18 protein-coding genes and 1 tRNA gene are annotated in these 19647 nt (G+C 59.9%); 11 read left to right on the forward strand and 8 right to left on the reverse strand.

Features of this window, described 5'->3' with window-relative positions; all coding sequences use genetic code 11:
• Positions 1-148: 148 nt before the first annotated feature.
• Positions 149-1579, forward strand: coding sequence for a hypothetical protein (locus ACILRN_RS07540; RefSeq protein WP_395687007.1), 1431 nt, complete (start codon positions 149-151; stop codon positions 1577-1579).
• Between the two features lie 157 nt (positions 1580-1736).
• Here the strand turns inward: ACILRN_RS07540 and lon are convergent, their stop codons facing one another.
• The 7 genes from lon to ACILRN_RS07575 form a co-directional block, all read right to left on the reverse strand.
• A complete protein-coding gene (gene lon, locus ACILRN_RS07545) occupies positions 1737-4166 on the reverse strand; it encodes an endopeptidase La (RefSeq protein ID WP_395687008.1) in 2430 nt (809 codons plus the stop codon).
• A gap of 223 nt (positions 4167-4389) precedes the next feature.
• Positions 4390-5658, reverse strand: coding sequence for an ATP-dependent Clp protease ATP-binding subunit ClpX (gene clpX, locus ACILRN_RS07550; protein WP_395687010.1), 1269 nt, complete (start codon positions 5656-5658; stop codon positions 4390-4392).
• A 132-nt stretch (positions 5659-5790) separates the two neighbouring features.
• Entirely contained in the window at positions 5791-6423 is a 633-nt protein-coding gene (locus ACILRN_RS07555; protein WP_395687012.1) for an ATP-dependent Clp protease proteolytic subunit, read from the reverse strand.
• Positions 6424-6602: 179 nt separating this feature from the next.
• Positions 6603-7967 (reverse strand): trigger factor, encoded by a 1365-nt coding sequence (gene tig, locus ACILRN_RS07560; protein WP_395687013.1) that lies wholly within the window; start codon positions 7965-7967, stop codon positions 6603-6605.
• A gap of 62 nt (positions 7968-8029) precedes the next feature.
• A tRNA-Leu gene (locus ACILRN_RS07565) sits at positions 8030-8114 on the reverse strand.
• Between the two features lie 86 nt (positions 8115-8200).
• Positions 8201-9082, reverse strand: coding sequence for a DMT family transporter (locus ACILRN_RS07570; protein WP_395687015.1), 882 nt, complete (start codon positions 9080-9082; stop codon positions 8201-8203).
• On the reverse strand, positions 9079-10494 hold the full coding sequence (locus ACILRN_RS07575) for an NAD(P)H-hydrate dehydratase (RefSeq protein WP_395687017.1): 1416 nt from the start codon (positions 10492-10494) through the stop codon (positions 9079-9081). Before ACILRN_RS07575 ends, ACILRN_RS07570 begins: the two co-directional genes overlap by 4 nt.
• A gap of 118 nt (positions 10495-10612) precedes the next feature.
• Between ACILRN_RS07575 and ACILRN_RS07580 the strand changes: the two genes are divergently transcribed.
• The 4 genes from ACILRN_RS07580 to ACILRN_RS07595 all read left to right on the forward strand — a co-directional run bounded on the left by ACILRN_RS07580 (position 10613) and on the right by ACILRN_RS07595 (position 14173).
• Positions 10613-11158, forward strand: coding sequence for a DUF1003 domain-containing protein (locus tag ACILRN_RS07580; protein WP_395687019.1), 546 nt, complete (start codon positions 10613-10615; stop codon positions 11156-11158).
• 144 nt (positions 11159-11302) lie between these two features.
• Entirely contained in the window at positions 11303-11641 is a 339-nt protein-coding gene (locus tag ACILRN_RS07585; protein ID WP_395687020.1) for a P-II family nitrogen regulator, read from the forward strand.
• Positions 11642-11692: 51 nt separating this feature from the next.
• A complete protein-coding gene (gene glnA / locus ACILRN_RS07590; RefSeq protein WP_395687035.1) occupies positions 11693-13099 on the forward strand; it encodes a type I glutamate--ammonia ligase in 1407 nt (468 codons plus the stop codon).
• A 144-nt stretch (positions 13100-13243) separates the two neighbouring features.
• On the forward strand, positions 13244-14173 hold the full coding sequence (locus ACILRN_RS07595; protein ID WP_395687022.1) for a DMT family transporter: 930 nt from the start codon (positions 13244-13246) through the stop codon (positions 14171-14173).
• Here the strand turns inward: ACILRN_RS07595 and ACILRN_RS07600 are convergent.
• Positions 14121-14960 carry a LysR family transcriptional regulator gene (locus ACILRN_RS07600; RefSeq protein WP_395687024.1) on the reverse strand — a complete coding sequence of 280 codons (840 nt, stop codon included), beginning with the start codon at positions 14958-14960 and terminating at the stop codon, positions 14121-14123. The two genes, ACILRN_RS07595 and ACILRN_RS07600, sit on opposite strands and share 53 nt — an antisense overlap.
• Positions 14961-15062: 102 nt before the next feature.
• Between ACILRN_RS07600 and ACILRN_RS07605 the strand changes: the two genes are divergently transcribed.
• The 6 genes from ACILRN_RS07605 to ACILRN_RS07630 all read left to right on the forward strand — a co-directional run.
• On the forward strand, positions 15063-16088 hold the full coding sequence (locus tag ACILRN_RS07605; protein WP_395687026.1) for an LLM class flavin-dependent oxidoreductase: 1026 nt from the start codon (positions 15063-15065) through the stop codon (positions 16086-16088).
• Positions 16089-16313: a tautomerase family protein gene (locus ACILRN_RS07610; RefSeq protein WP_395687037.1), complete on the forward strand. Its 225-nt coding sequence runs from the start codon at positions 16089-16091 to the stop codon at positions 16311-16313. It begins immediately after the preceding gene.
• An 8-nt stretch (positions 16314-16321) separates the two neighbouring features.
• Positions 16322-17116 carry an alpha/beta fold hydrolase gene (locus tag ACILRN_RS07615; RefSeq protein WP_395687028.1) on the forward strand — a complete coding sequence of 265 codons (795 nt, stop codon included), beginning with the start codon at positions 16322-16324 and terminating at the stop codon, positions 17114-17116.
• A gap of 209 nt (positions 17117-17325) precedes the next feature.
• Complete coding sequence (locus ACILRN_RS07620; protein ID WP_395687030.1) at positions 17326-17886, forward strand: GNAT family N-acetyltransferase; 561 nt, start codon at positions 17326-17328, stop codon at positions 17884-17886.
• Positions 17887-17977: 91 nt separating this feature from the next.
• Positions 17978-18913 (forward strand): dimethylarginine dimethylaminohydrolase family protein, encoded by a 936-nt coding sequence (locus ACILRN_RS07625; protein WP_395687031.1) that lies wholly within the window; start codon positions 17978-17980, stop codon positions 18911-18913.
• 52 nt (positions 18914-18965) lie between these two features.
• The coding region (locus ACILRN_RS07630; RefSeq protein WP_395687033.1) for a TIGR03862 family flavoprotein at positions 18966-19647 on the forward strand (682 nt) is incomplete at its 3' end.

Below are 19647 nucleotides of genomic sequence, written 5' to 3' on the forward strand. Positions count from 1 at the left end.
CCAACCTGCTGGCGATGAAGAAGGCCTTCCTGGGCGGCCTGGTGCGCGACCTGCTGGATGCTCACTTCGCCTCGCTGAAGGAATTCCCGCCGCGGCAGGCGGGCGGATCGCTCAAGCCAGGCAGCAGCATGACGCCCTGACCGCCGCTGTGCCGGGATACCGCCACCGCATTCTGGCCGCCGCGCTGTGCGGCATGGCGTGGGCCACCGCTCTGCAGGCGGCGCGCGCGCAGGAGGCGCCAGCCGGCCCCCTGCTGTTCACAGGCGAGGGCTGGCGGCTGAAACTCGGCCTCGATGCGGCGGTGCAGACCTCAGGCGAAATCAACAGCTGGTGGAACCTGACGGACGCCTTCCCGCCGCCCGAGCCCTTCGATCCGGACCGGTCCTGGACGGAGGGCTACGTCAAGCCTTCTGCCGAGCTCGACATCGCGGCCACCTCCGCGCTGGATTTCTACGGCGGTCTTGCGGCGGTTGCCTCCTACACCTGGGGCATGGACGTCTTCGACGCCGGCAACACCGGCGCGGTCACTGTGGAGAATGCCTATGGCGGCCTGCGCCTCAGCGCATCGCCGGAGATGAGCTTCGACGTTTCGGCCGGAATGCAGGACTATGCGATCGGCTCCGGCATGCTGATCCAGATGGGCGGCGGCAACGGCTATGAGCGCGGCGCCGTTCTGCTCGCGCCGCGCACCGCGTGGGACATGGCGGCGATCGCCCGCGAGCGCTTCGGCGGCCTCACCTTCGAGCAGTTCTATCTCGATCCGAGCGAACTCGAATCGGGCGACAGCCTCACCGAGCTTAGTGGTTTTCATGCCCGCTACGACTGGTCGGCACATGACTATGCCGGGCTCGCCTACATCAAGGTTCTGAAGTCGGACTACCCTGCCCTGGCCGCGCCGCTCGTCATCATCCCCGGAGGCCGCGACGGCATGAATGTGCTGCACGGCTACGGCCGCTCCCAGCCCTTCACGGACCTGCCGGGCCTGTGGCTCGCCGCCGACCTCGCCTATGAATGGAACCCGCGCATCGACCAGCAGGCCTGGGGCGGCCAGGCGGAGATCGGCTATACGGCGGCGAGCCTGCCTTACATGCCGGTGTTCAGCTACGCCTTCCGCTATTTCTCGGGCGACGATCCTTCGACCGCCGTCAATGAGCGCTTCGACTCTCTGTTTTATGAAGGCACGCCCACCGGCTGGGCCACCGGTGGCAACGCCTCGCTCGCCTTCTACAATTCCAACGTGATGGCGCACCGCTTCGGCCTCGACCTCATGGTGTCGGAGCGCGATTTCGTGAAAGCGCGCTACTGGCATGCGCGGGCGGCGCAGGAGAACAGCCCGATCCAGTTCGGCCAGGGCGCCGAGGTGCAGTTCGAGAACGGCACGCCGATCCTCATCTCGGGCGTCCAGACGCCGCATCTCTCCGACGACATCTATCTCGAATATACGCGAGTCCTCACCGCCAATCTCTTCCTCACGGCCGGCGGCGCGCTGTCGGTTCCGGGCGAAGGCCTGCGCGATGCTGCCAAGGGCTTGGCCGAGAACTGGTGGGGCGGCTACGTGAACCTCGCCGTGAAATACTGACCAGCCAAAAGAAATGCCCCGTGCGGCTTCTGAGGGCGCACGGGGCTGGTTTGATCTGAGACTTACTGGATAAGAGCTCTCTGTGGTAGCTGTCTCCCCTGTGGTTTTCCATCGTCCATTTGCGGTCGATTCGGCCGCAGGGGCAAGTCATGCTCCATCAATGAGCGCGCACCGTCCCCTCCCCCGCTTTCTCGGCAGCGGCGCGGGCAGCAGCAGCGGCTTCCTCAGCCTCCTCGTCCCATTCAATAGGCTCGGGCATGCGCACCAGAGCATGCTTGAGAACATCATCCATGCGCGAGACCGGGATGATCTCAAGACCCTTCTTCACATTCTCAGGGATTTCAGCAAGATCCTTGACGTTCTCCTCAGGGATCATGACCGTCTTGATGCCAGCCCGCAGCGCCGCAAGCAATTTCTCCTTGAGGCCACCGATCGGCAGCACCCGGCCACGCAGGGTGATTTCGCCTGTCATGGCGACATCCTTCCGAACCGGAATGCCAGTCATGACCGACACGATGGCAGTTACCATGGCGATACCCGCTGACGGACCGTCCTTCGGCGTCGCACCCTCCGGCACGTGCACGTGGATGTCGCGCTTGTCGAATACCGGCGGCTTGACACCGATCGTTGCTGCGCGGGAACGCACATAGGATGAGGCTGCCGAAATCGACTCCTTCATCACGTCGCGCAGATTTCCTGTCACGGTCATCTTGCCCTTGCCCGGCATCATCAGCGCTTCGATCGTCAAGATCTCGCCGCCCACTTCGGTCCAGGCAAGCCCGGTGACCACACCGACCTGATCCTCGCGCTCGGCCTCGCCATAGCGGAACTTGGGCACGCCAAGATACTGGTGCACAACCTCGGGCGTTACAATGACCTTCTTCTTGGACTTGAGGCTCATCAACTCCTTCACTGCCTTGCGGGCGAGTGAATTGATCTCGCGCTCGAGGTTGCGCACGCCCGCTTCGCGGGTGTAGCGGCGGATAACCTCGTAGAGAGCCTCCTCGCTCAGCTCGAATTCCTTTGGCTGCAGACCATGGTGCTCCATGGATTTCGGAATAAGGTGACGCCGGGCAATCTCCAGCTTCTCCTCCTCCGTGTAGCCCGCAATACGGATGATCTCCATGCGGTCCAGCAGCGCCGGTGGAATGTTGAGCGTATTCGACGTCGTCACGAACATCACATTCGAGAGGTCGTATTCGACCTCAAGATAGTGATCCATGAAGGTGGCGTTCTGTTCAGGGTCGAGGACCTCGAGCAGGGCTGCCGAAGGATCGCCGCGGAAATCCATGCCCATCTTGTCGATCTCGTCGAGCAGGAAAAGCGGATTGGACTTCTTTGCCTTCTTCATCGACTGGATGACCTTGCCAGGCATGGAGCCGATATAAGTGCGCCGGTGACCGCGGATTTCCGCTTCATCGCGCACGCCGCCCAGCGACATGCGGATGAACTCGCGCCCCGTCGCCTTGGCAATCGACTTGCCGAGCGATGTCTTGCCAACGCCGGGAGGTCCCACAAGGCAAAGGATCGGACCGCGCAGCTTATTGGTCCGGCTCTGAACCGCAAGGTATTCGAGAATACGCTCCTTCACCTTGTCGAGGCCGAAATGGTCAGCATCAAGTACATCCTCAGCAAATTTGAGGTCGTGCTTCACCTTGCTCTTATGGCCCCATGGAATACCCAGCAACCAGTCAAGATAGTTGCGAACGACCGTCGCTTCCGCCGACATCGGGCTCATCTGCCGAAGCTTCTTTATTTCCGCCTCAGCGCGCTCCTTTGCTTCCTTGGAGAGCTTCGTTTTCTTGATGCGCTGCTCGATCTCGTCAATCTCGTTCTTTTCCTCGCCGTCGCCAAGCTCCTTCTGAATGGCCTTCATCTGCTCATTCAGATAATACTCGCGCTGGGTCTTCTCCATTTGGCGCTTGACGCGCGAGCGGATGCGCTTCTCGACCTGCAGGACCGAAATTTCACCCTCCATCAGGGCGTAAACCTTCTCGAGCCGCTGCTGCACGGATGTCATCTCGAGAAGTTCCTGCTTCTCGCTGATCTTGATTGCCAGATGGGCGGCAATCGTATCGGCGAGCTTGGACGCATCGGTGATTTGCGAAACCGTGGCAAGAACCTCCTGCGGGACCTTCTTGTTGAGCTTCACATAGCTGTCGAACTGCGACACGGCCGTGCGGGCGAGGCCCTCGGTTTCGGCAGGAGCGCCGAAATCTGAAGCCATAACTTCGACATCGGCCTCAAAGAACTCCGCACGCGCAGCAAAGCCATGGACCCGGGCCCGGTCGGAGCCCTCGACCAGCACCTTCACAGTGCCGTCAGGAAGCTTGAGAAGCTGCAGGACCTGCGCAAGCGTGCCAACCTCATAGATTGCATCGGCGGCCGGATCATCGTCTGCCGGATTCTTCTGCGCGACCAGAAGAATGCGCTTGTCCTCGCGCATCACTTCTTCCAGCGCCTTGATGGACTTTTCACGGCCCACGAACAGCGGCACGATCATGTGCGGGAATACGACAATGTCACGGAGTGGCAGGACGGGGATCGTCTCGCGGCTGCCAGCGGCTGGGGCGGCGGATTTGCTCATTTGACTTCCTTTCATGGGCCGCTCCAGCGTCCGGCGCAGAAATGCCGCCAGACAGGGGCGCCCGGTTTTACCGGCTAGGGGCCGCGCGCAAGTGAATCACATGCAGTTTAGTCACAAATCCCGTTACTGCGCAGCCCTGCTGTTGAAAACGTATGTGGAGAGCCCGCAGCCGATTTTCAATCCGGCTCAATCTGCCCCTGTCACGTGCAGTTATCGGACGGCGTCAGGCGGAAACGGTCGCCTTGCCCGCCTGCTTGTCTGCATAAATCAGCAGTGGCTTGGCAGCACCATCAACCACATCCTTGGAGATCACCACCTCTTCGACCCCACTCATGGCTGGCAGGTCAAACATGGTCTCCAGCAGGATGGACTCCATGATGGAACGCAGGCCGCGGGCACCCGTCTTGCGCTCGATGGCCCGGCGGGCAATGGCCGCCAGCGCTTCCTCAGGGAAAGTGAGCTTGACGCCTTCCATCTCGAAAAGTCGCTGATACTGCTTCACGAGCGCGTTCTTGGGCTCGACTAGGATCTGCACCAAAGCCGCCTCGTCGAGGTCCTCAAGTGTTGCAACGACGGGCAGACGACCGACGAATTCCGGGATCAGACCGAACTTCAAAAGGTCCTCCGGCTCCAATTCACGCAACACGGCGCCAGTGCGGCGGTCCTCGGAGGACCGGACTTCGGCGCCAAAACCCAAACCAGAGCCCTTTGAACGCTGATTGATGATGCGCTCCAGCCCTGCGAAGGCACCACCACAGATGAACAGGATATTGGTGGTGTCGACCTGCAGGAACTCCTGCTGCGGATGCTTCCGGCCACCCTGCGGGGGAACGGAGGCAACCGTGCCTTCCATGATCTTGAGCAGCGCCTGCTGAACGCCCTCGCCCGACACGTCGCGGGTGATGGAGGGGTTGTCCGACTTGCGGCTGATCTTGTCCACCTCGTCGATATAGACAATGCCGCGCTGAGCCCGCTCGACATTATAGTCGGCAGCCTGAAGCAGTTTCAGGATGATGTTCTCAACATCTTCGCCGACATAGCCAGCTTCGGTCAGCGTCGTGGCATCTGCCATCGTGAAGGGAACGTCAAGAATGCGGGCCAGGGTCTGGGCAAGAAGGGTCTTGCCGGAGCCCGTGGGCCCAACCAGCAAGATGTTCGACTTCGCCAATTCCACGTCATTGTTCTTCTGAGCGTGGTTCAAGCGCTTGTAATGATTGTGAACGGCTACCGAGAGCACTTTCTTGGCGTGCTCCTGGCCAATCACGTAATCGTCCAGTACCTTGCGGATCTCGTGGGGGGTGGGTACGCCATCTTTGGACTTGGTCAGTGAGGTTTTGTTTTCCTCGCGGATGATGTCCATGCACAGTTCGACGCATTCATCGCAGATGAACACGGTCGGACCCGCAATCAGCTTGCGCACCTCATGCTGGCTCTTGCCGCAGAAGGAGCAGTACAAGGTGTTCTTGCTGTCGCTCCCCGTCGCCTTACTCATAAGCTCTCCTCGAACCTGTGCTGCATGATAGGCCTGCAGTCATTAATTCAGCATGGTCATACAGGGTTAATCAACACTTGATTGCCCTGCCGCCTGCTGCCAGCCATGTGCTGCCAGCAGCCCTTCTATGTCTCACTTCTGATCGGCGGGGACTGCCCGCTTCTCAATGACCTTGTCGATGAGGCCGAATTCCAGCGCGGCCTCTGCCGTAAAGAAATTGTCGCGCTCCAGCGCTTCCTCGATGGTCTTGTAATCCCGCCCGGTGTGCTGGACATAGATCTCGTTCAACCGCCGCTTGAGGCTTTCCACCTCTCGGGCGTGGATCAGGATGTCAGTCACCTGCCCCTGATAGCCACCAGATGGCTGGTGTACCATGATGCGCGCATTGGGCAGAGCAAAGCGCAGCCCCTTCTCTCCTGCCGTCAGCAGCAGCGACCCCATCGACGCGGCCTGTCCCATGACAGTCGTGGCGACCGGGCAGCGAATGAACTGCATCGTGTCATAGATCGACAGCCCAGATGTCACCACCCCGCCCGGACTGTTGATATACATGGAGATTTCCTTTTTGGGGTTCTCCGCCTCCAGAAACAGGAGCTGCATGCAGATCGAGGCTGCAACGGTGTCATCAATGGCACCAGTTATGAAGATGATGCGCTCGCGCAACAACCGCGACGGCAGGTCATAGACGCGCTCGCCGCGGCTCTCCTGCTGGATGACCGACGGCCAGAACGCGCCAGTGGTGAGGTGATCAACAGGATCGCGCATGCTTGCCCTTCGGGTGAATCGGTTGACTTATCTGACCTATAGATAGGGGAGCCTGCGGGAGGATGGAAGAGCTTCCATTTTCCCTTGCAGCATCAAAATCATGGACCAATCGCCGCGGCCCGGCGAGAGCGCCGGCCGCCTGGTTACCCCGGACAGACAGCAATCTTTGGTTGTTTTGGTCAGGTTGCCGACGCTGGCTCGTCCTCGTCCTGGACCATGGTCTGAAGCTCTTCCTTGGAGACGGTCTTGTCAGTCACCTTGGCCTTGGCAACGATGGTGTCGACCACCTTCTGCTCGAAGATCGGCCCACGCAATTCCATCATGGCGCCGGGGTTCTTGCGATAGTAGTCAATGACCATCTTCTCCTGGCCGGGGAATTGACGCATCCGGGCCATGAGCGCGTTCTGCAGTTCCTGCTCCGTGACCTGCACATTTGCCTGTTCACCCATCCTGCCCAGAACCAGGCCGAGGCGCACACGGCGCTCTGCGATCGTGCGGTATTCCTTGCGGGCGTCCTCTTCGGTCGTGTTTTCGTCCTCGAAGCTCTTGCCAGAGCGGTTCATCTCGCCCACCAGGGCGTTCCAGATGCCGTTGAACTCTGCCTCCACGAGACGCTCGGGCAATGCAAATGCATATTCATTGTCAAGCGCATCCAGTACGTCGCGCTTCAGCTTCATGGCACTCATCTGGGTGAATTCAGAGGCCGTGCGCTCCTTCACCATCTCCTTGAGCTTGGCCAGATCGTCGAAGCCCATGCGGGTGGCAAAGGCCTCATCGATGGCGGTTTCCTTTGACTGTTCGACCTTGGTCACCTTTGTGGCAAATTCAGCGGGCTTGCCTGCCAGCGCTGCCACGCCGTACTCGGCCGGGAAGGTGACTTTTACAGTGAGCTCGTCACCCGCTTTCGCTCCGATGAGCTGGTCCTCGAACCCGGGAATGAACTGGCCCGAGCCCAGCTCCAGCGCGGCATCCTCTGCTGATCCCCCGTCGAATGGCTTGCCATCGATCGTGCCGGTGAAGCTGATCGTCACACGATCACCCTTTTCGGCAGCGCCACCCTTCTCATCGAAGCTCTTCGAATTGGCGGCGAGGCGCTTGAGGGTTTCGTTGATCTGGTCCTCCGTTACCTCCACCACATGGCGGGTGAGCAGGAGGCCGGAATGATCCTTCACGTCGAAGTCGGGAATGATCTCCATCGACACGGAGAACGCCAGATCGCCCTTCCCGTCCATCACTGCCCGGACTTCACCCTCATCATCGGACAGCTTGACTTCCGGCTGATAGGCCGGCTTCAGATTCTTCTGCTCGAGCAGCGCCTTCGACTTGGCATCAATGGTGTTTTGCACCACCTCGGCCATCGCCGATTTTCCATAGACGCGGCGAAGGTGCGAAACCGGCACCTTGCCCGGACGGAAACCCTTGATGTTCGCCCGTTTTGACAGGTCCATCAGCTTGGCGTTGAGTTCCCGGTCGAGTTCGGCCTGGTTCACCACAACCTTGTATTCGCGCTTGAGGCCAGCGCTGAGCGTCTCGGTTACCTGCATCGTTCCTGCTTCCGTCTAAACAGTTCAGTCTCGGGCGTCGGGACGGGTTCGCCGTGCGCGCATGGTGCGGGCGGAGGGACTTGAACCCCCACGGGTTTCCCCACTGGAACCTAAATCCAGCGTGTCTGCCAATTTCACCACGCCCGCGCGCAGGCAAGAGCCCCGGGCCATTGCAATGGGCGCGGTCTATAGCAGAGGGGTTTTCGGTATGCCAGAGAAGAAACGGTCCATCTTCAACGCCGTCGCTGCGACAAGCTGGTCAGGGCAATGCCGAGGGCGATCACCCCAATTCCGAGCCAAACCAAGGGTGGGTAACGTTCACCGAGCAGGCTGACGCCAATCCCCACGCCGACGGCGGCCGCAACGTACCCGATCTGCGAGAGGTAGGTCGGTCCACCCACGGCCTGAAGCCGAAAGAAGGTGATGTACATTAGGGTAGCTGCCGCAAGCTGCACCGCCACCAGAACGGGCACCTGGGTCAGTCCTGACAGGCTTAACTCGCCCTGCAGTCCGGCGAGCAGCAACAAGGGCGGCACCGCCGCAAGATTGACTGCTGCGCCAAGCCGCATGGGAGCGGCACCTCGCGGCCAGCCGAGGCTGCGATAGACATTCCCCGCCCCAAGGAAGAGAGGAATCGACGCTGCGGCAAGCAGCCAGCCAGTTGACCCTCCAGGCAGGAACTGATGCCGCGCGATCACGATGATGATCGCCCCCACAAGCCCGAGAGCCAGCCCCGCCAGGTCGAGAAGACGTGGTGGCCTGACTTTAAACAGCATGGAGAGCAAGGCCGTGGAGATTGGCGAGGTGGCCACCAGAATGGCCGTCAGCCCCGCCCCGATGTGCGGCATGGCCGAAAATGTCAATGTCAGGGGAATGACGTTCGAGACAAGGCTGGACGTGACGGCGTAGCGCATCATGCCCGGAACAGGCTGCGGATGTGCCTCCTCAAAAAGCCGGGCAGCGACAAGAACGGTCACTCCAGCCCCGAAACAGATCACCACCGCCCACACGGCAGGGTTGACACCCGCCTCAACGGCCATCTTTCCGAGTGGAAAATTGCAACCAAAGGCCAGGCCCGTTACGAGCAGCAGGGTTATGGGACTGTTGAACTTCATAGGCTGGCGAGAAGTGTTTCTGCCGTCAGGCTGCCGCCGGTGAGGCGCGTTGCGGCCGCTCCGTGCCGCCAGACCGCCGCCGAGGCTGCCGCAAAAACGTCCATGCCCTGCGCAAGCAACCCGGTGACCATGCCCGCCAGCACATCGCCCGAACCCGCTGTAGCGAGGCGGGCGGGCGCATTCACGTTGACCCGCGCCCGTCCGTCCGGGGCGGCTATCACGGTGTCTGCCCCCTTCAGAACCACAACAGCCCCAGTTTGTGCCGCAGCCAATCGCGCGATCTCAAGTTTTGAATCATTTTTAATACTCAGGTGACTGAAAAGACGTGAAAATTCCCCGTCATGCGGGGTCAGAACCACGGCCCGCCCCGGAAGCTGCTCAATGAGTTGCCGAAGCTGATCGCGCGCGCCGGAGAAGACCGTCAGCGCATCGGCATCCAAAACTGTTGCCGCGCCGCTCAGCAGCGCGGTTTCAACTTTTTGGCGTGTTTCAGGCCCAACCCCTGCCCCCGGACCGATACACACGGCGTTCTTGCGCCGATCGGTCAGCAGCTGCGCCAGCGGCTCATCAGACAGCATCACCGCCGTTACATGCGCGGCGTGCACGACCAAGGCCTCACGGCTGCCCGACAGCGTCACAAGGCCGGCGCCAGTTCGCAATGCAGCTTCCGCGGCCAGTCGGGCCGCACCCGTTTGCAACGGCCCGCCTGAGACCACGACCGCATGACCTCGGCTATATTTGTGGCCGGAAGCGGCAAGAGCCGGCGTCTCGATATCCTCATTGACGAAAGCTCTCGGGCGGACCTGCTCCAGCACGGATGCCGGTATGCCAATATCGGCAACAATCGTTTCTCCACACCGTTCTCGACCCGGCATGAGCACATGGCCAGGCTTCAGACGGAAAAAAGTAACTGTGAGATCGGCGCGAAGGCTAGCCCCCCGGGGTCGGCCAGTGCCGCCGTCAAGACCGGAGGGTACGTCCACAGCGACCACCGGGCAGCCCACAGCAAGAATCGCCGAAGCCCATTCCTCGGGAAAGTCACGGGAGAGCCCTGCACCAAATATGGCGTCGATAACGAGCTCCACTCCAGAGAGGTCAAGCCCCTGCTCCACGGGCCCAGGCCAGCGGGCGGCCATGATCACGGCATCGCCATGCCGGGACGTCCCGCCAAGGCGGGCAAGACGAACCGGCCAGCCCCACTGCCGGAGATAGCGCGCTGCGACATATCCATCACCACCATTATTGCCGGGCCCGCACAGAACCAGGGTGGGCCTCGCCGCAAACCGCCGCACAACCGCCTCCGCTACCGCGCGGCCGGCATTTTCCATGAGCGTGAGCGATGTGGCGCCTGCAGCCACAGCCAGCGTATCAGCGCGGTACATTTCGTCGGGTGTCAGAAGGGCCTGAGGCATGGCCCCGAAGGCTAACCCATAGGCAGGCGCTCTGCACCCCCAAAGCTTTCGGTCTTGCGCTGGGGGGCGCTTCACGCCGATGCTGATCCAATCCCGAGAACCCACTCCGGAGGCGCCAATGTCCACCACCAGCCCAACCGATGCGGTCAAACTCCTCGCCAAACGAATTCTCGAGATCGGGTATGACGACCTGCCCGCACGCGAACGCCATGTCATCGAGCGGGTCGCACGGCGCATTGCCGTGTCCCGTGACGTCAGTTCGCATTTTGAGCAAAACCGCACGCTTGGTGAAAGACTTGCCGACCGAATTGCTGCCTTCGGCGGCTCATGGACGTTCCTGATGCTGTTTGGGCTGGCAATCGGCATTTGGATAGCCATCAATACGGTGTTGCTGATCCGGACAGGGCAGCAGCCTTTCGATCCCTATCCTTTCATCCTGCTCAATCTCTTCCTGTCGCTGATTGCGGCCATTCAGGCTCCGATCATCATGATGTCGCAGAACCGACAGTCAGCCAAAGACCGCGTTCAGGCCAGCCACGATTATGAGGTCAACCTGAAGGCTGAAATTGAAATCATGGCGCTGCATGAAAAAATGGATGAACTGCGACAGAAGGATCTGCAGAACCTGATCCAGTCACTTCGGAGCGCACAGAAACTGCCATAATTCCGTGCAAACATGCCCATGTTTTAGGCAGATCAAGTGTTTTTCCACGATCTCATCGTCTTAAGTGCATGAAATTGCTGGCTGTAGCAACTGGCATGGGTCCTGCAAACCTCGGCAAATGAAATTGCGAGGCTCAAGACTCCCATGAAAAAGATCGAGGCGATCATCAAGCCATTCAAGCTGGATGAGGTGAAAGAAGCTCTCCAGGAAGTAGGCCTTCAGGGCATCACGGTGACCGAGGCGAAAGGCTTTGGCCGCCAGAAGGGGCACACCGAACTTTATCGGGGCGCCGAATACGTCGTCGATTTCCTTCCGAAGGTGAAGATCGAAGTCGTCATGGCTGATGAGTTCGTTGACCGCGCCGTCGAGGCCATTCAGGCTGCTGCGCGCACTGGACGCATCGGCGACGGCAAGATCTTCATCTCCAACATCGAACAAGCCATTCGGATCCGGACAGGTGAAGCCGGTCCCGATGCGCTCTAGAAATTTCAGCAACCATCTCAAGATCAGAGGAAAAACATCATGAGCAAGCCCATGGACGTCACCGGCGTTCTGAAGATGATCAAAGAAAAGGACGTGAAATACGTTGATCTGCGTTTCACCGATCCTCGCGGCAAGATGCAGCATCTTACAATGGACGTCTCGCAGATGAATGAGGACGCCTGGGCCGACGGTCTGATGTTCGACGGCTCTTCAATCGCAGGCTGGAAGGCCATCAACGAGTCCGACATGGTGTTGATGCCTGATCCGTCATCGGCCCACATGGACCCATTTTATGCCCAGACCACCCTGTCCGTGTTCTGCGACATTCTCGACCCCGGCACCGGCGAGGGCTATGCACGAGATCCACGCATGATCGCCAAGCGAACGGAAGCTTATCTGAAGTCTACCGGTATCGGCGACACGGTGTTCGTCGGCCCCGAGGCGGAGTTCTTCATTTTCGATGATGTCAAGTTCTCCACCCAGCCCTACAACACGGGCTTCAAACTTGACTCGGTCGAACTGCCGATCAACTCGGACCGCGATTACGAGACCGGCAACATGGGCCACCGCATGCGCACCAAGGGCGGCTATTTCCCGGTCAACCCGATGGACTCCGCCCAGGACATGCGCTCCGAGATGCTGTCCACAATGGGCGAGATGGGCCTGATCGTCGAGAAGCATCACCATGAGGTGGCCTCCGCCCAGCATGAACTCGGCACCCGCTACCAGCCGCTGGTGATGGCGGCCGATCACATGCAGATCTACAAGTACGTGATCCACAATGTGGCCCACGCCTACGGCAAGACTGCCACGTTCATGCCAAAGCCGATTTTCGGCGACAATGGCTCGGGCATGCACTGCCACTTCTCGATTTGGAAGGACGGCAAGACGCAGATGGCCGGCAACCAGTATGCCGATCTCTCGGAGACCACGCTGTACTTCATCGGCGGCGTCATCAAGCATGCGAAGGCGCTGAACGCCTTCACCAACCCCTCCACCAACTCCTACAAGCGGCTGGTGCCGGGCTATGAGGCGCCGGTGTTGCTGGCTTATTCGTCGCGCAACCGCTCGGCTTCCTGCCGCATCCCCTACACCTCCAACCCGAAGGCCAAGCGCGTCGAGGTCCGCTTCCCGGATCCCACCGCGAACCCCTACCTTGGCTTCTCAGCCATCATCATGGCGGGGCTCGACGGCATCGTGAACAAGATCCACCCCGGCCCGGCGATGGACAAGAACCTCTATGACCTGCCGCCCGCCGAACTGGCCCAGGTGCCAACTGTCTGCGGGTCGCTGCAGGAAGCAATCGACTCGCTCAAGGCCGACCACGACTTCCTGCTGAAGGGCGGGGTGTTTTCCAAGGACCAGATCGAAAGCTATCTGGACCTCAAGCAGGAAGAGCAGGACCGCTACCGGATGACGCCGCACCCGGTGGAATACGACATGTATTATTCCTGCTGAGCAGATACGCCTTCAGCAGTTACGAATGAGCCCCGGCCCGTCAAGGCCGGGGTTTCCTGTCTGTCGCCCTGCGCGCTTGCAAGGCCAGACATGCAGCGAGCACGCTTGCCGGGACCTGCTGGAGCGGACTACAGACGGTCTCCAATGTCTGCACCAAGCCAAGCGATTCCCGCCCAGCCTTCGGCCGCCGAGTTTCGATTCGGCGTGACGCTGGTTGCCGGCGCCGGCCTTTTCTGGAGCTTTGGCGGAACCATAGCGCGCTTCATCACCGAACCCGACCCTTGGACAATCGTATTCTGGCGGGCGTCGTTCGCTTCGCTCTTCCTGCTGCTGTTCATGCTCTGGCACAGCGGACCGAAGGAAACCGTTCGCATGTTTCGGGCGATGGGGTTCGCTGGAATTGCCGTGGCGTTCTGCTTCGGCATCGCCTCATCCTGCTTCGTGATCGCGTTGCAGTTCACCACCGTCGCCAACGTCCTGCTGACCCAGGCAGCAGCGCCACTCTTCGCGGCGCTTCTGGCGTGGTCGGCCTTCGGCGAACGCGTCAACATGGCGACCTGGCTTGCAATCGCAGCCGTCATTTTTGGCGTGGCCGTCATGGTGTCAGGCTCGTTCTCGGGCGAGGTTTCACCTCTGGGTGACGGTCTGGCGCTACTCATTACCGTCATGTTCGCCACAGCAATCGTCATCACCCGGCACTACACAGAAGTTCGGATGATGCCAGCCGTCTGCCTTGGTACCGCCATGGCCGCTGCCGCCGCCTCATGCCTCGCCGGGGCGTTTGCCGTTACCGCACCGGATATGGCGTGGCTTGTTCTGTTTGGCGCAATCAATCTCGGGGCAGGGCTTGCCATGTTCTCAACCGGCGCGCGTCTGGTGCCAGCCGCTCTTGTCGCCCTCGTTGGCACCGTCGAACCGGTGCTGGCTCCAGTCTGGGTGTGGATGTTCCATGGCGAAGTACCAGGCATCCGAACACTCATCGGGGGCAGCATTGTGTTTACAGCCCTCGTCGCTCATATCCTCAACGACTGGCGGCGGCAGCGAGAGCGGCGTCGTACCAAGTCCACGGCCTGACGGTCTGGGCGTTTTCAATGACATAAACCTGCCGGATAAAGGATGGCGCGTCGGCCACCTCATGCAACCGCCCCTCGGCAAGGACCGCCGCCACGTGGCGACGCGGCAGATATCCGGAACCGCCATGTCTCAGCAGATGATCCAGCGCCCAGTCAGATGACGCAACCACCAAGGCTGAAGTCAAGTCCCAAGGAAATGCGGTGGCATGCCACCGACGAAACGCATCACCATGATCCACATACACATAGCTTGCGTCAAAACCAGGCGTCTGCAATCGGGTGTCGGAGACCAAAATCAGTTCATCATCGAACAGGACACGGCTGACAAATCTCTCCCCAGCCTGAGGCGCGTAGCAGAAGGCGATATCCACCAAGCCGATCGACAGCCAGCGGTCGAGCATACGCTGCTCGCCCGGCCAGAGGGCAAGTGCGACGCCAGGGCTGTTGGTCCGGACATAATCAAGAAATCGCTGGCCAGGGCCATGCCATAAGTCAAAGTCCAGTCCGATATTGCAGACACCTTCAAAACCCTTGGGTAGAGACACTTCACTCCGGGCCTGTCTCCATAGCTGCACCATCAGTTCGGCGTAACGATGGAACTTGAAACCCGGCGAGGTCAGATCCGCACCAGACTTGTTACGATGCAGGAGTTTCTGACCAACCTCCTGTTCCAGTCCGTTGATGCGCGCCGTAACAGTAGATGGAGTCACGTTCAGCCGCTTGGCAGCGGCCACAAGACTGCCCGTCTCAACAACCTCCAGGAAAGTGCGCAGTTCTTCCAGGTTCATTGGAATTCAAATTCGATTTTTTCGAACATAATGCCCAAAATATTTCGATTTTCAATGCACATTCCATCTGCCAGACTCTTCAAGGATTACGGCAGGTGTCGCATGGATTTCATTCACTTCCTCTCAAGCCACATGCTGGACCCTTCGATGGGAGGCAAACGCCTCTACAAGAACGTGGTAGCGCAAGCAGTTCACGCCGAAGCGGTTGGCTATCGCGGAGTGGGAATTCCGGAGCACCACCTGCTCAATATCCTGCTCATCCCCTCACCGCTGCAAATGGCGGTGAAGATTGCCGCCCATACCAAGCATATCCTGCTCGTGACGTCGGTGTGCCAGCTTCCGATCCGCGATATGCGCATTTTTGCGGGCGAGGCGATTCAGGCCCAGGCCCTGTGCGACGGCCGCCTGATGCTGGGCGTTGGCAAGGGTGCCTTCGGTTTCGAAACGGCGCGCTTTGGTGTTGCAATCGGAGATACGAAGCCGCAATTCGATGAAGACCTTAAGTTGCTGGATGCGCTGCTGACACAGGAGGAAGTGTCCTGGAGCAGCCCGCGCTATAGTTTCCCGCCACTGACCATCATGCCTCGCCCGGAAGACAGCATCCCGCTGATGGTCGCCGTGATGAACCCCGCTGGCATAGAGGCGGCGGCGAAAGCCGGTTACCACGTCCAGACAACCCCGCTGGGCGGCAACCATCAGCAGCTGATTGATCAGGTCACTGCTTTCAACCGCGGCAAGTTAGCCGCTGGCCGCCCGCTCGACACCCGCCTCAGCCTGCAACGCGGAATGTTCCTCGTCGCCAGCGAGAAGGAGAAGCGACACGTTGCCGAACGAGCCTGGACTTATTACAAGAGTTTCGACAACGTCTTCGGCGGTCCGGGCCTGGTCGACAACGGCATCATCCGCCCACTGCCGCGCAGCCAAACCCTTGAGGAACTTGCCGAAAATCTGCTGCTCTGCGGCAGGCAGGAGATGATCGACCGCCTCGCGGTCTACAGAGATCTGGGGATTGACGAGGTGCTGACCACCTCGAACTTCGGCCAGGACGAGCAGATGACCCTCGACATGATGAGCCGCTTCGCCGAAGAGGTGATGCCGCATTTCCGCACACAGAAGCAGGCAGCGTAGATTTCAGCAAGAAGGACGACAAACATGCCCATCATCCGGGTCGAAATGTTCAAGGGCCGCACGCCCCAGCAGAAAAAAGCCATCGCGCGCGAGCTGATCGATGGTTTCATTCGCGGCAACGGCGGCGGCAATCCCGATGCCTTTGACGTGGTCTTCGTCGATGTCGACAAGCAGGACTGGGCCCACGGCTATGAAATGATGAGCGAGAAATACCCCGATAAATGAGCAGGCCCGTGCCCATCAGGTCCGCGTACTCGGTCGAGGGCGAGGGTGAACCGCTGATCCTCATCCACGGAATAGGCGCATCGCGTGCCTCATTTGCAGGTCTCATTCCGTTACTCAAAACCTCTTACCGCTGCGTTTCCTACGACTTGCGGGGGCATGGCGCATCACCTGTTCCACGGCCACCCTACACCCTTGATGACCTGGTTGAAGATCTAGAGGCACTGCGGGCGGAACTCGGGCTCCGGCAAGCGCATATTGCGGGCCATTCACTGGGCGGCATGATCGGACCCGCTTATGCCCGCAAATACCCCCAGCATGTGCTCAGCCTTGGCCTCTATTCTACCGCCGCCTTTCGGAACGAGGATGACAGCGCAAAGGTCAAAGCCGTCGTTGCCGCCATGCGAACCAGGGGCATTGCGCAAGTGCTGGAGACCCTCAAGGACCGCTGGTTCACGCCGGAGTTTGCGGCTCACCGACCTGACGTAATCAGCCGCCGCATGCAGCAGGTGATCGACACCGATCCGGAGGTATTTCTCTCGGTCTTCGACATCTATGCCGAAACAGAAATGGCGCCATGGCTTCACGAGGTGAAGCACCCTTGCCTGGTGCTGACGGGTGAGAATGATGGAGGCTGCAACCCACGGCTCAACCGCCAGATCGCGGCTGCCCTGCCGCACGCAGAACTGGTTATCCTGCCCGTCTTGCGCCACGCGATCCTGCTTGAGGCCGCTGAGAAAGTTGCACCTCCGGTGCTGGATTTTCTCAACCGGCATCGGCAGTCGCCGGACCGACACAGCGCATAACCACACGATGGCGCCAAAAGATCTTGTAGGCTCAACCATTCCAGATGGTTTGAAGCACCGCGTCGTAGCTGTCAGACCCATTATGCCATGCATTGGATGATTGCTTAGCGTGGCCTCGTGGTTCGGCAAGCAGAAGAACCGATGGAAGGCTTCCTGCGAAGCGAGTTCAAGTGTAACCTTCTTCCACCGTACGAATTCGGACCGTCGAGATGCGCACTGCGACACGCCTTCCAGCCCTCGAGACCCCCTCGCTCATTCTGCGCGAGATCTTGCCCCGCGACAGCGTTGCCTTTTGCAACTTCATGATGCAGGACGATTACCAGCGCTTCATTGCCATGCGCCTTGCCAGCGCCCGTGAGGTCGAGATGTTCGTCGCACGTGCGATGTCTCGACAAGGCGATCAGCGACGCAGCGCCTTTCAACTCGCGGCAGAAGAAAAGCTATCCGGTGAAGCAATCGGAGATGGTTTCCTCATACGGTCAGATCCAAGGACCTTCGAGATTGGCTGGGGCCTGCATCCGGCAATGTGGCGCATGGGGCTCGGCCAGGAGATCGGCACGGCACTCCTGGCGCTTGCCTTCGAACGGCTGGGAGCCGACCGCGCCTGGTGCAAGATCATGCGGGACAACACCGCCTCAACCAAGCTTGCGCAACGCCTTGGCCTGCATCAAACGAGAACCGTTGCAGACTATCCGGCAAGCCTAGGCCACGTCACTTCGGTCGATATCTTCAGCATCAAAGCAGCTGAATACTTCGACCGCGCATACTGATGCCAAGTCAAAGGCCAGTCCGTATGAAAAAAGCGGTTTCCACTTTGCCATTGAGTGATCTAGTGTCTAACCCTGTCTGAGGGAGAGTTCCATGAGCCAGAACAATACGCCGCTTAGGGCCCGCCGCGAAACTGGCGGAACGCCACGCATGAAAGGCCGTTTTGAGATCAAGTCGGAAACAGGCGTACTGAAGGATGTGCTTCTGGGCCCTGCCGAAAGCTTCCGCTGGATGGGGCTGGAAAATGCCGCATGGTCTTCGCTGGTGCGGGATACGCTGCGCAAAGGCTACAAGTTCGACAAACAGCTGGCCATGCGCCAGCACCGGGAAATGGTGGACGCCTATCATCAAGCGGGAGTCACCACCCATTTTCTTCCACTCGACATGACCAACCCCTATCAGGTCTATGCGCGCGATTCATCCTTCATGTCGCCCTATGGCGCGGTTGTATGCCAGCTCGCAAATCCAAGACGGCGCGGCGAGTATGCCGCAGTGCTTCGCTTCTACCTCGAGAATAACATCCCGATCTACGACATGATCTCGGCTGGCAATTTCGAAGGTGGCGACTTCAACATCATCCGTGATGGCCTCGCACTGGTGGGTTACACCGACCATCGTTCGGAGGAGGTGGCGGCCCACCAGGCTGCAGAGTGGTTCCTAAAGGAAGGCTGGGAGATCAAATACGCCCCGATCGACCAGTTCTATGTTCATATCGATCTGATGGTGTGCATGCTGAACGAGCATTGCGCGGCCGTCTGTCTCGAGACCACCGAGGATGACGTGGTGGCGTGGCTGAAATCGAAGAAGATCGAAATCATTCCAGCAACCTTCAAGGAGACAATGGCCCTTGGCTGCAACGTGGTGACGCTCGGCGGCGACCGCGTGCTCTCGACCGCGACCGCCACGGACCTCAACGCCAAGATGCGCGCCGCAGGCTTCACTGTTTATGACCCGGACATGAGCATGTTCCTGCAGGCCGGCGGAGGTGTGCATTGCATGTGTCAGCCGCTCTCGCGAGAGGCTGCATGAGGACGCTCGCTCCATGATGCCGGCCTGCGCCGCGAACCACGCAGACTGAGTGGTGGCAGATATCAACGTATTCGGCGCTGGGCCCTCGGGCCTGATGGCGGCAGAGGTGCTGGCCACGGCAGGCCACCGTGTGACGATCCATGACCACATGGCCTCACCTGCTCGCAAGTTCCTGCTTGCTGGCCGTGGTGGATTGAACCTTACGCACTCCGAACCACTTGAACAGCTCCTCGAAAGATACGGAGAGGCAAGAAGCCTTCTTGAACCTGCCATCCGTGGATTTACTCCCGAATCACTGATTGCCTGGGCCAATGGCCTCGGTATCGAGACCTTCGTCGGTAGTTCAGGCCGCGTCTTTCCGAAACAGATGAAAGCCTCGCCACTTCTGAGAGCCTGGCTACGGCGGCTCGAAGGCCTTGGCGTGGGCCTCAGGGCAGGGTCCGCATGGCAAGGCTTCGACGCAAGGCCCAGTATCCTCGCCTTCGGCGGCGCCAGCTGGCCTCATCTGGGATCAGATGCGAAATGGATTTCTGCCTTCGAGGCGGAGGGCATCACCATCCACCCCTTCAAGCCGGCCAACAGCCGCTTTCTTGTTCAGTGGTCGCCCGTGTTTCGTCAGAAATTTTCTGGCCTGCCTGTCAAGAATGTTGCCCTCACCTACGCTGGAAAGCGGGTGCGCGGCGAATTGATGATCTCGCAGGAAGGAATTGAGGGGGGTGCGATCTACGCCCTCT

The organism is Aestuariivirga sp. (genome assembly GCF_044238155.1).
Lineage (GTDB): Bacteria > Pseudomonadota > Alphaproteobacteria > Rhizobiales > Aestuariivirgaceae > Aestuariivirga.